This is a genomic window from Spiroplasma corruscae (genome assembly GCF_002237575.1).
GTDB lineage: Bacteria > Bacillota_I > Bacilli_A > Mycoplasmatales > Mycoplasmataceae > Spiroplasma_A > Spiroplasma_A corruscae.
Window position 1 is genome coordinate 753,474 of sequence record NZ_CP022535.1, and the last position, 13,940, is coordinate 767,413.

At 22.2% G+C, this 13,940-nt stretch carries 8 protein-coding genes; 2 read left to right on the top strand and 6 right to left on the bottom strand.

Annotated features, from left to right (window positions below):
- Positions 1-19 precede the first annotated feature (19 nt).
- Both SCORR_RS03355 and SCORR_RS03360 read left to right on the top strand, forming a co-directional pair.
- A complete protein-coding gene (locus tag SCORR_RS03355; RefSeq protein ID WP_094049133.1) occupies positions 20-1,498 on the top strand; it encodes a hypothetical protein in 1,479 nt (492 codons plus the stop codon).
- Positions 1,499-1,821: 323 nt separating this feature from the next.
- Entirely contained in the window at positions 1,822-3,024 is a 1,203-nt protein-coding gene (locus SCORR_RS03360) for a hypothetical protein (RefSeq protein ID WP_094049135.1), read from the top strand.
- Between the two features lie 103 nt (positions 3,025-3,127).
- Here SCORR_RS03360 and SCORR_RS03365 read toward each other — a convergent pair whose 3' ends face one another.
- The 6 genes from SCORR_RS03365 to SCORR_RS03395 form a co-directional block, all read right to left on the bottom strand.
- Positions 3,128-3,700, bottom strand: a complete 573-nt coding sequence (locus tag SCORR_RS03365; RefSeq protein ID WP_094049137.1) for a hypothetical protein — start codon at positions 3,698-3,700, stop codon at positions 3,128-3,130.
- An 828-nt stretch (positions 3,701-4,528) separates the two neighbouring features.
- Positions 4,529-6,409 carry a hypothetical protein gene (locus SCORR_RS03370; protein WP_094049139.1) on the bottom strand — a complete coding sequence of 627 codons (1,881 nt, stop codon included), beginning with the start codon at positions 6,407-6,409 and terminating at the stop codon, positions 4,529-4,531.
- A 1,651-nt stretch (positions 6,410-8,060) separates the two neighbouring features.
- Entirely contained in the window at positions 8,061-8,819 is a 759-nt protein-coding gene (locus tag SCORR_RS03380; RefSeq protein ID WP_094049144.1) for a hypothetical protein, read from the bottom strand.
- 1,513 nt (positions 8,820-10,332) lie between these two features.
- Positions 10,333-10,692: a hypothetical protein gene (locus SCORR_RS03385; RefSeq protein WP_094049146.1), complete on the bottom strand. Its 360-nt coding sequence runs from the start codon at positions 10,690-10,692 to the stop codon at positions 10,333-10,335.
- Positions 10,693-12,315 carry an alpha,alpha-phosphotrehalase gene (locus SCORR_RS03390; protein ID WP_094049148.1) on the bottom strand — a complete coding sequence of 541 codons (1,623 nt, stop codon included), beginning with the start codon at positions 12,313-12,315 and terminating at the stop codon, positions 10,693-10,695.
- 12 nt (positions 12,316-12,327) lie between these two features.
- A complete protein-coding gene (locus SCORR_RS03395) occupies positions 12,328-13,890 on the bottom strand; it encodes a PTS transporter subunit EIIC (protein ID WP_094049150.1) in 1,563 nt (520 codons plus the stop codon).
- Positions 13,891-13,940: the final 50 nt, after the last annotated feature.

Here is a 13,940-nt window from a genome sequence, read left to right on the forward strand (position 1 = left end):
TTTTAAAGGAGAAAAATAAATGAAAAAACTATTAACTTTTTTAGCATACTCAAATTTATCAATAGTTATGCTATGTCAAACAGTAGTTAGTTGTGGAACAACTACACCAAAAACAGAAGAAAACTCAAATGGAAATGAATCATCAGGGGATAAATTTGAGTTAGACAAGCAATCAATAGAAGGTAAGATTGGTGAAAAAATAAATATAAAAATAACAAATTATGATGAATTGAATAGTGATTCAATACCTTCAATATTTAAGTTTTCAGAAGAAGGTTTTGCGACAGCAGAGTTGGATTCTTCTAATAAACAAATTGTGGTAAGTTTAATTAAACAATCAACAACATTAAAGTTGAATATTTCTTCAATTAATAAAAATGAAGTAAGTATTTCAATAAAAATTAGTGCAGAAAAAATTGATTTAACAAAAGATGTCAAAGTAAGACAATTTATCGCTGGGAATAAGTTAGATGATGGTTCGATAGATACTACTCAGACAATTGGTCAAAAAGGTTATATTATAAATAATATTTCTATAATTGATAGTTTAAATAATATAAATGGATTAGCCTTGGATATCAATCAACTTAATATTATAAATGTAAGCCCAGGTGATGATGGGGTTGGAGCTATTTACAACATATCAGCTAAGGATGATGCTCCGTATACGGGAAAAGTTACAATTACTTTAAATCAAAATGTTGATCCTTTATTGTTTTTTGCTAATAAAGACCTTGGTAATATGTATATTTATAAAGGTGCTTTTAATAAAATAAATGATGTAATAAAAGACGAAAAAGATAAAAAAAGTATTGCATCAATCGCATTTGAAAACTTAGGAGCAACAAATAAAGATTTAGAATATTTAAAAAATACACTACTTCAATTTAGTGAAGGTATTACAACATACGCACAAGAATTACTAAATACCGCAGACTTAAAAGAAAGCTCGATATCTTTTAAAGTTCCTACAATGGGAAATATTTTTAAACCAAACAATACTATTAATTTAAACTTTAAATATGTAGAAGATAATAGAGCAACATTATATGACAATTTATTAAGTGAAAATAAGAAGATTAAAGTATCTAAAGATTTATTAGAAAGCAATACCACTGAAAAAGCACTCGAATTAAAAAAATTAACATACAAAAACCTAAATGAAAGTTTTAAAAATAAAGTCAATGAAACCGAATTTATAAACTATACTAAAATTAAATATGCTTCTTTAGATAATAAAGAATCTCGTAAAAAAGTGACTAAAATCGATATTCTTCCAGGGTCAAACTTAATGTATGGTCATGATGGAGGTGCATTTAACTCATACATAGAATCAGATGCTATTGCTGGAAACTTTACACATTCTGGTAAGTTATCAAATTATGAAGAAAATAAAAAGTTAGATATAAAATATACTATAGGAATGGGTTGGTTTGAAATTCCTGCTGCAATGTCAGGAGAGTTTTATCAAGGCTATGATATTTATGAAGCAGAGTAATTAAATACATATAAAAACAATTATTTATAATTGTTTTTATTTTGTTTAAAATAGTAGATAAATAATTTTATAAAAGACTTTAAACATTAATTATTTGATCAATGTTTAAACTTTATTAATAATAAGATAGTTTATATTTGATATAATAAAACAAAGGAAATTATAATAAAAATAAGTTTGTAATATCTTTGAATTATAAAACTAAGTATTTAAATTTTATAATTATAAAAGTTACATTATTACTAAATTATATTCATATATAAGTAATTACTTATATATGATACAAATGTACTTATTTTTAAAATAATTTAAAAGGAGAATAAATGAAAAAACTTTTAACTATATTAGCTTACTCAAATCTATCTATTATGATGGTGTCTCAGGCAGTGGTTAGTTGTGGAACAACTGCTAAAGAACCTGAAGAAGAGAAAAATACAAATATTGATTTATCAAAAGATGTTAAGATAAAGCAATTTATTGCAGGTAATAAGTTAGATGATGGTTCGATAGATACTACTCAGACAATTGGTCAAAAAGGTTATATTATAAATGATAAATCAATTATAGATAGTTTAAACAATATTAATGGCCTATCTCTTGATATTAATCAAGTTGATATTACTAATGCAAAACCAAGCGTTGATGACGGAGTTGGTGCCATTTATAATATAACACCAAAAGAAAATAGTTCATATACAGGGAAAGTTACTATAACTCTAAACCAAAATATTGATCCACAATTGTTTTTTGCTAATAAAGACCTTGGAAATATTTATGTTTATAAAGGTGCTTTTAATAAAATAAATGATGTAATAAAAGACGAAAAAGATAAAAAAAGTATTGCAGGAATTGCATTTGAAAACTTAGGTGCAGTTAATAAGGATTTAGAATATTTAAAAAATACACTACTTCAATTCAGTGAAGGTATTACAACTTATGCGCAAGAATTATTAAATACAGCTGATTTAAAAATTGACTCAATATCTTTTAAAGTTCCCACAATGGGTAATATTTTTAAACCAAATAGTATACTAAATTTAAAATATAATTTTACCGAAGAAAATAGAGCAACATTATATGACAATTTATTGAGTGAAAGTAAAAAAATTAAAGTTTCTAAAGGCTTATTAGAAACAAAAACAGAAGATAAGGCACTTGAATTAAAAAAAGTAACATACAATAACTTAAATGAAAGTTTTAAAAGTAGAGTAAATGAAACTGAATTCATAAACTTTACTAAAATAAAATATAATTCATTAGATAATAAAGAATCTCGTAAAAAAGTGACTAAAATTGATATTCTTCCAGGGTCAAACTTAATATATGGTCATGATGGAGGTTCATTTAACTCATACATAGAATCAGATAGTGTTGCTGAAAAGTTTACACATTCTGGTAAGTTATCAAATTATGAAAATGACAAACAATTAGATATAAAATATACTATAGGGATGGGTTGATTTGAAATCCCAGCTTCAATGTCAGGAGAATTTTATCAAGGATATGATATTTACGAAGTAGAATAAAAATTAATATAAATAAAACGCAGTTAATTTTCTGCGTTTTTTATATTAGAATTTATAAAATATATTCTTTTAAAAAATAACTGTTAGGTTTAAAAATAAAACTCTAAACAAGACTTACAGTTTTATAATATAGCTCTTTTGTAGTTCATGAAGTTTTTACTTTATTACTATCTATTGTATTTTCAATATATAAATTAGTAACATTTATATTAAATTTAGAGTCTCCTTTATTACCCTTTATTGAAAATACATATAAATTTAAGACACTTCCTTCTTTTTCTGACTCTAAACCATTCAAATTAATTGTTTCATCAAATATTTCTTTTAATTCTTTAACAAATGGATTTGTATTCTTTTGATAATCCTTTGGTAAAATTAATGCTCCATCAATAACTAGCCCATCAATTCCAAAAGGATTTATTCCTTGGTTTTCACTATCTTTGTAATCTTCATCTAATTTATTATCACTACTAATACTTAGTTTATTACTTTCTGAATTTATATATAATATTTTTGCATCTGTTAGTATAGAGATTACATCCCTATCACTTTTGCCATTATTATAACTAAGTTCTTTTATAAAACTACTATCCCCACAAGAAACAACATTACTTAATAATGAGTTAGAAGTTACAAGTAACCCAAAACTTAATAAAATACTTAATATTTTTTTCATAAACTTTCCCTTTCATATAATATTGATACTAACTTATCATAAAATTATTTATGAAATAAGTCAACTTTACAAATATTTACTACGTTGACTAATAGTTTCTAAGTAATTTAAAATAAATTAAAAATTTTTATTTCTAAAGTAAATATTAGAACTTACGCAAATGTAACTTTATTGCCTTATTAGTTTAAAAATAATATAAAAATATTAATTTTAATAGAAAAGTTTAATAACTTTATTTCATATATTAATTTAACATAATAAGCAAAAATTTTTCCCAATTATTTAAATCATTATTCTTTAAGTACTTTAACATAGAAAAAGTAGTTTTAATACTTTATAATAAATAAATTTTATTAATAAGTTTTAAGGCAAACATAATATCTTTGTATTAATATCTTATTTATTAGTTATAACAAATCAATTATTAAAGTACTTTTAAGATATTATTGTACATTTTTTTATTAAAAATAATAAAAGTATTAAATTTTGATTTTAAAATTATTTATCTCAACTTTGCAATGAATTAATTATTTTAATATCTTTTTACTCTTTACGTATGGTATTTTTTTTATAATAAATATTACAAAATAAACACAGTTAAATTAATGGTCACTATTTGAAATTATTCAAAAACTTTTTAAAACACTTAATTTATTCTTAATTTTTCTATTCTACTTTACATTTATAATTATTTAATGACTAAGGTCATTCATAAAACTATATCTCTTAAAAATAATAATTTAAAAATTCTATATTTAATGTTCTACTTTTATGAATGTATTAAATAAAAAGTGGTTCGAAAGTGAACCACATTATTACCATAATTAATTAAGATATATCTTTTTTGGTAAATACATAATAAGAATAAATCATCATTAAGAAAGAAGCAACTAATATTAATGAAACTGTATTCATAGGATTATAGTAGTTATTTGTTGAACCACTACTTATTTTGTTTTGATCTAATTTAAATGAATATGTTGTATAAGGTAAAAAAATATTTTCTTGATCCTCAAAATTAATGCTTGAAACACTTTGATTTGAGAATCATACATTATTATATGAATTACCTGAATATAGTGTATATGATGCTCAAACACCATAAAATGGATTTAAATACGAGAATAGGTCAACTTGATTTCTTAATGATTGATAATTTTTATAATTACTATCATTAACTAAGCTATAATTAGAAATATAATAAAATTTACTTGTATAATTAATAAAATAATTTTCTAAAACACTTACAACAAATGATACAGGGAAATAAAAATCATTATAAAAAAAGTTTCTAATTGAATTATCGGTTGCAATATCTGTTAAAGTTAACTTACCATATGGTTCCAATGGATCTGGGTTTACTGCCAAATTATAAATTGAATCTAAATCTGTAGTTGTAAAATCAAGTCTACTACCTTCTTCACTAATTACTTCACTTTTAAATTTATCATCTGATAATAAATGAATAAATGTAGAAAAATAATTAGGATAAGTGCTTTGAAGATCAATAGTTGAAGCAGTTAACTCATTATAAAAATTAATAAAATCATTCAATAATGGTTTCTTGTAATCATCATTAGATAAATTATTATATAGTTCTGTAATTTCATTAATATTCATAAATGAATCTTTAAGTTTAAAATTTATAGTTACATTTTTATCATTTCATAAATTGGGTGCTTTATTCATTTGCTCATTTAAAGTTAACACCTTACCTTTTAAAGTATACAACTTAGATTCACCACTATTTTTATTAATTATATTAAAAACACTATCTCATAAATTATAATATCTTTCGTTAATTGATTCTCCTTGTGAAAAATTATCTTTTAATAAAAGACGATCTTCAAAATTTGTGTAAAAATTATTAATTGTATTAGATAAAGTATTATATTTTGTTTTATTATTTTTAATTTTGTCTTGTAAATTAATGGTATCATAGACATCACTAACCCGAAAAGCTAATTTAGTAAAAGTTAAATTAAGATTTTGATAATTATTTGTAATTAGTTTTAAAGGTATATTTGCAACAAATGATAACGATAATAGTACAGTAGTAGTAATAATTGTAGCTTGAGAACCTGCAACTATTACAAAGAAAACAATGAAAAATAACAGCGAAATATTTGTTAATATATTAAATACTAAAAATGTAGTTGTTTTCCTCATAACAAAACTAGATATTTCAAAACGATTAATGAATAGACACATTATATTAAAATATAAATAAGATAAAAATATTGTAAACAATACTAGCAGGACCAATGATAATAACATTGTAAAAAAATATAAAGTTCTTGAAACAGCATTTGAAATAATGATAAAAGTTGTTTTATCTTCTTCTTTTTTTACATAGAAAAACATTACAAACCTTACTATTAACAAAAATATTAAAACAGATGAATATATTATAGCGTAAAAATCAAATAATTGATTTTTTGTTTTTTCATTAGTTATTAAATTAAATACTAGAGAAACAATAATTGAGAAAATATTTGTAACTATAAAAAATATAGTATATGATTTTTCATTAATAAGGATTTTTAAAAAAAACTTTAACAATCCAAAACATGTTATATTAAAAGATTTATTTACATTTTTTTTCTCAACTGGGGTTTTATTATGATTTTGTTTTTTTATTGAAGTTTTTTTATCTATTACCGCGGCATCATTATGACTTGTTTTTGTTATTGATGTATTTTTACCCATAATTACCTTCCCGATCTATTATTAATTTAAATATATAAAAACGCTATTTATTTAATTTAACATTATAATTTATAATAATATAATACTATATAAAATTATAAAATTCTAACGAAATTAAACTAAGAATGAAATAATCTTAGTAGTTGAATTTTTAAAAAAGTGCTTTTTTTGTCTAATAGATTAGATTTTAATATTTATAAATTATTAATAAATTAATTTAAATATTTACCGAAGGTTTTAATATTATCAAATCTTATACAATATGTTTTATAATTATTCATTTCAATCAAATACACATTCTTAATGTTGGGTCATTATTCTTCAAACTATTTTTTGTCCTTTAATAAGTTATAATTTTAGTTTAATAACATAATTAAGATTAATTAACAAAAAATGCAAATTTGTATCTGACTGAATTATTATATTTTTACTTGATTCTAATGAATAATTATATATATTCTTAAAGATTTTAATTACTAATAGAGTTTTCAATTTATTTAATTCTGTAACTAACAATAATTTAAAATCTAGGTCATATAAAATTATACAACTCATTTTTGTTTTATGCTTTGAATTATGAACCCTAATTTAAAACTGATTCCATTTATTCCAACCTTGTTTAGCGTTTTAAATGATTTTAAATTTTAACTTCTCTTAAAATGAGTTGTGTTATAGTGAGTTTTTATAATATTATTAGTATATTTATAAAGGGATATTTTAATTTTATTGGGTTTTCTTTTTTTTTATAAAAAATAATAAATAATTAAAAAACTCATTATTTATGGTTTTATAAATCTAGTAATTAATTAATATTAAATATCTGGAAAGCTATTAGTTACATTATTATAATTAATTAATTTAATTATTTGTTTACACCTTTTATTTGAAAAATAACCAAAATGTTAGAACTTCAAATTTACTTTTATATTATTGATAAGTTTAATAAAATTAATTTAGTTTTATAATTAGAATATTTTTTTTACATCGAAATAAATAATAGTTTTATTAGACTAATTCAATATTTAGCTAGATAATAAGCTTGCTTCATGCATAATAATTATATAATTTTGTTGTTATTATCATTTTCTTTTACTTCTTACTCAATCTCAATATATTCATCACTAAAGTAGTTTACAAGGAGGAATTGACCTTTCAAATAATTCTTTACTAGCTAATTTAAACTTCTTTTCTAATTATTTATATCTTAATGTATTTCTAACTTATAATTCTTCCTTTTAATTACTATCTTTCCTTTTCTTTGCCTTTAATTCATTAGAAATACATATTCTCTTTAATATTTGACTTACTTTGATATTTATATTTAAAATTATTAACTTACTGTTAATATCGAATTCTTTTAGAGCCTTTATTTTAAATAAGTAATAGTTATGACCCTACCTTAACCTATAAATCTTTTGTAATGTTTTCTCATTTTTCATACATAAATAAAGATTATTTTTTATTTGTTCATTATATCTTATTAAAGTATTTACTTAACAGCATGAAAATCTATGATTTTAACTTTGATCTATTAAGCTTACTTCTACCTAATTTCTATAATGATATACAAGACTAAAAATCAATAGATATAAACTAATAGGATTTAATAATCTAGAAATAAATTCTATCAATTTAAATATAAAATGATTTATTATAAAAAATCTTTGTTTAATATTTTATCATCTGGTCAATTAGCTAATAAATTCAAATAATTTATTAAAGCAACACATTTTTTTAGATCGTTATAACTATGATCAATAACCTTATCAAAATTCAATATATTGCTTGATTTACCGCTTGTTATTTTGTCAAAATGTTTCATTCCATCTTTACCAATTTGTTCATTACTATATTCATCACCGAACTTTTCCATAAAAGATTTTATAATATCACTAGGTTTATACTTATATGATAATACGTTAAATGTTTTTGAATCATAAAAAAAATCATATAGATCATATGTATCAATCAGTAAATATTTATTCAACTCTTTTATACTTGTGAATTTGTCAACGAAAAAATTTAAAACACTAACCTCTAGAAACTTAGACATAAATAAAAATGTATCAATTTTATAAGACTTAATATGATTTGCAATGAAAATAGCCATTTCTTCTAGTTTAAGTAATAATTCTTTCTCATTTCTTCAATCATCTTTAAACTGATATACTACTTCATTACTACTTACAAATTCTTTAATTTGTTCATTATATTCAATTACATTAAGACAGACAGTATACGGAATGTCATTAATATTTATATGTGAATAAAGCGCTTTTTTACTTTTATATAATTGGAATGCTTCAAAATCAATAACACATAATTTCTTTTCTTTAAGATTATTTATTATTTTATTGGCTATTATTTTATTAAAAGCTAAATAATAATAATCATTTTTTATAATATGCATATACAAACTCCTTTTATAAACTATACAAGTATTTTATATTCAAAATAGTATTAAAATATTTTAAATATGAAAAAAACCTTACAAATTTTAAATAATTTCATATTAATTGTAAGATTTTTTTATATAAATTTATAAATAATTTAATTTGTTTATTATAATTTAGCAAACCCATTAATTATAGTTATACTTTGTGCTATTGTGCTAGATCTATAATAATAAATTTTACCTATGGTACAATCCCCTTTTACATCAAGGAAAGCAATAAATACATATTAACTTTCATTTTCGTAATATCTTGTATTAAATATCTTTCATTGTAGATTAACAACTCTATATTAAAAACTAAGTTATTAAAGTAAAAATATTATAGAAGTCTGCTTCTTTAATTAATTTTCTAAACCAAATCTAATAGTTACAGTATAATTATCAAAACACCTTTTACGTTATAATATCATTAGTATTGTTAATCCTTTTAAAGGCAACGTTTATATTTAATTAATTTTTTGGTAATTTAAACAACCTATGAATATAAAAACATATTATCTTTTAGTTTAATTCAATACCAAGTTTAGTTATTCCGTTTTAATAATTAATACTATTTATTAAACTTAAGTCTTCACTTAAAATATAAAAAATAACTTTTAATTTTCTAAATTATGTTTTTAAAGTTACTTGTATGAATTATCTTTTGAGACAGTATATATTATTATAATTTAATCATTTGATAACACTTTATTTATACCAATACTCCTAGAACTTTTTTAACATAATATAAAATTATATAATTATTTTAGATAAATTAGTCCACATCAGTTATCATTAATAAGTCTTTTTTTATTTGAACATCATAATTATCTATTTTATTAATATATTTTTGCTCTCTTAAGATAAAATTAAAAACCAAATCAACTAAATAATTTAAGGTTTGTCATTTTTAGAATATATCCTTTATTCATCTGCTTTTAAAGATGTTTTAAAATATTTAATCTTTGTTATTTTAGTTTAATGGTTTACAAAATACTAAATTCCTATAATTAGTTGTAATACCTTTATCAATGTTTATTATATTAATTTTAAGTACTTGAATCACCATTTAAAATGTTATTCATTACGTTATTTAAATCTACTTTTTAACCCAAATCATATATAACAGCATATTATGAAAACTATCTAATTAACTATTCAACATAGTCTAAATCTTGATCTAACTTTAATTCACAAAATTAAATAAACTAGATAATACTACAATGTATCCATTAGAAAAAATAACTAGCGAGTAAATATAATATTCAAAGAAATAGTTATCAAAAAACTTAATACAAGTAATCAAATTATTTTCATTTTTTTCTAATACTATTCACTAAAATCCTTTAACTATACATTTTCAATATTATAGAAAAAATAGTATAGAAATTGATCTTAAATTCATATTTTATAATGATAAAAAAATATCTATAACAAAGATATTTATAATTATTTCTTATAGATGTTTTTTATTTCTTACTAATAATAATTAAATTATTTGCTTAGTTCTATAAAATATTCTTATGTAACTATATAACCCGTAAATGAATGCAAATACATTTAAAAATAATAATTCTAAAAATATTATAGCAAGTATTAATTTCATATTTGTTTTAGTGTTGTATTCACTACCATATATATCGATTCTACACAATATATATCAAGTATAAATGAGAGAAACTAATAATTGACACACAACAATAGTTATATATAAATACCAATACTCAAATTTTAAATTTAAACTAATATAAATTGCACTTATTATAAACAAAAGAGTAGAAAACAGTGTCACCGCTACACTTGAGTTAATTGTAAATTTGGTTTTATCTCTTTCGTTAGATTTTTTCATTTAGATCCTTTCAAGAACTATTAACTGATATGGTTCAAGTACTTTATTATTAATACTTGAATAATTATTTAATACCACTTTTCATTCATTTAGTTTTAATTTTAGTTTTATATTTTCTTTACAACTAGTTCAATTTGTTAATACTAATATTTCTCTATAATCTAACATTCTTTTATAAGCGAAGTTTTGTTCTTTAAAGAATTCTATTTTACCATCGACAAATATTGGGTCCTTGGTTCTAATATCAATTAATTTCTTATAAAAATATAATACTGATTTAGTATTATTTTTTTGTTTATCAACATTAATATTTATATAGTTTTTATTAATATGAAGGTTAATATTATCAGCTTCGGTAAAACCAGCATACTTATCAGATGATCATTGCATAACACTTCTTGCATTATCTCTAGATTTTGATCTTAGAATATTTAATAAATCATTATTATTAATTGTATTTTTAAGTTCTTCTGCATTCCCGATAGTTTCTACATCTTTAAAATCATCTAAATTATCAAAATGCATATTTGTCATACCTATTTCTTCACCTTGATATATAAAGGGAATACCTCTCATTAATGAGATAAATCCAAAAATAGATGTTGCACTTTCATAATGATAACTTTTATCATTTCCGAACCTAGAAATAGCTCTGGGTTGATCATGATTATTCATAAATAATGCAAGGTTTGAGTCATTTTCTTGAAAATATAATTGCCATTCTTTTTGCATATTTCAAAACTGTAATAAATCAGGTTTCATATATGTTCATTTATAATTATTAAAGTAATCCACTTTTAAATGAAGAAATGTAAATATACAATCAAGCTCATTATTATTGTTTTTAGCATAATTAAATGACTTTTCTTTGGTTGTTGATGATACTTCTCCAACAGTAAATATATTTTTATCTCTACAAAATACTTCATAATTTAAATACTTTAAATAATTTTCCAATTCTTCACCATCGGTATAAAATCGTCTACCATCTCCTATTTCATCATCTTTATAATCTTTTGGTTTGCTATATAAATTACATACATCTAATCTAAACCCATCAACACCCTTGTCTCTTCAAAATTTTAATATATTTATAAGTTCTTTTCTTAAAACTTCATTTTTTCAATTTAAATCTGGTTGTGATTTTTCAAATAAATGTAGATAATATTTATTTAATTTAGGAACATACTCTCAAACTGACCCGCCCATTTTACTTTTTCAATTAGTTGGTTCCTTACCGTTAACTGGGTCTTTGAAAATGTAATAATTTAAATATTTCTTATCTCCTAGTAGTGCTTTTTTAAATCAATTATGTTGATTTGAAGTGTGGTTGAATACGATGTCAATTATAATACTCAATTCTCTTTTTTTTGATTCAATAATTAGTTGTTCGAAATCATCCATATTACCAAACATATTATTTATATTATAATAATCAGAAACATCATAACCACTATCTTTAAATGGTGATTTAGTCAATGGAGAGATTCATATTCTAGTTATACCAAGTGCCTTTAAATAATCTAATTTTGAAATAATTCCTTTTATATTTCCAATACCTCTTTTACTACCAACTTCACAAAAGGTTTGTGGAAATATTTGGTAGATAAATTCATTCTTCATTTAATTACCTTTCTATTTTAATAATTCTGCTGCTTTTAGTTCAATGTTAAATTTTTTAAAGTATTTAAATTTAGAGAATAACATTGTAAGACCGAGTGAAGTACCTGCTGTTATTAACATTGATATCATAAATCATAAATAACCAGTTCCAGGTCATGTAATTACACCATTTATTTTTGACTGAACTTGTACATTTAAGATTCCTAATCAAGCACCATTACCTGAATTAGTTGAACTAACCCCTGAAATAACAGCCATTTCTAAACCTAAACCTGTTGCTATACAAGCTGCAACAAATGGATACATGTATTTTAAATTAATTCCATACATTGCCGGCTCTGTTACACCTAAGTAAGCAGATACAATTGATGGAATACCTACATCTTTAGATCTAGGATTTTTTCTATTAATTAATACCCAACCAAGCACAGCACTACCTTGGGCAATAGCTTGCGCACAAGTTCCTATAAATAAGAAATTACCACCATTTTGAATTGTATCTTGTACAAAAACTGCATTAAATAAGTGATGTATACCAGTTAATACAATTGGTGCATATATTAATCCAATTATAAATCCAAAAAAGTATTTTGCAATTGAATTAGTAAATGATCAAGAGATTCCAAAACTAATAACAGAAGCAAATATGAATCCAATTGGACCAATTATAAACATTGCTAATGTGAATGTTGGAAGTATTGTTACTAGTGGGACAAGTATTTGGCTTAATACTGCTGGTGATTTTCTTTTAATTCATTTATTAATATAAGCTCCGGTAATTCCAATAGCAAATGCTGGTATTACTTGTGCAGTATATTGAATCTTTCATGGATATTTCATAAATCCTCAATCAAAAGAACCATTCTCTAATTTACCCATTACATCTCAAATTCATTCAAATTCTTTATTATTTCCAGCCGCACTTGAAACATCATAAACATTTAATAATGGAGGGACTAATAAACATAGACCAACAACAATTCCTAAAACTTGATCTGCATCTAATTTTCTAAAGATACTTCAACATATATGCACTGGTAATCATCAAAAACACACTTGTGCTGGTATTCATAAAAAATCATCTAAACCTTGCCAAAACTTCCCTGATTTTACAATTACAAAACCATCAAAGTCTGCTTCTAATATATTTCTAAAGCCTAAAATAATACCACCAGCAACCAATACAGGTACAATTGGTATAAAAACTTCTCCTAAAAAATTTAATGCTCTTAAAAACCAGTTTCCATGTTGTTGATTAGCTATTTTTTTATTTTCTTCCTTAGAAACTGCTTCTACACCTGATATTATTACAAATTCTTTAAAGAATTTTTCAACTTGTGTTCCTATAATAATTTGAAATTGCCCAGAGGATCTAAATAAACCCTTTACACCTTTTAAATCCTCAATTTTTTCTTTTTGAACAAATGTTTCATCCTTAAGAACTAATCTTAATCTTGTTAGACAATGTGTAACTGATAATATATTTTCTTTACCACCTAAATATTCAACTAATTCATTAGATCAAGATTTAAAATCAATGTCAATTTTCTCGTCTTTTTTCTTTTTATTACTCATAGAAAATCCTTTCTATTGGAAACGTTTCCAACAATTCAATTATATACTAT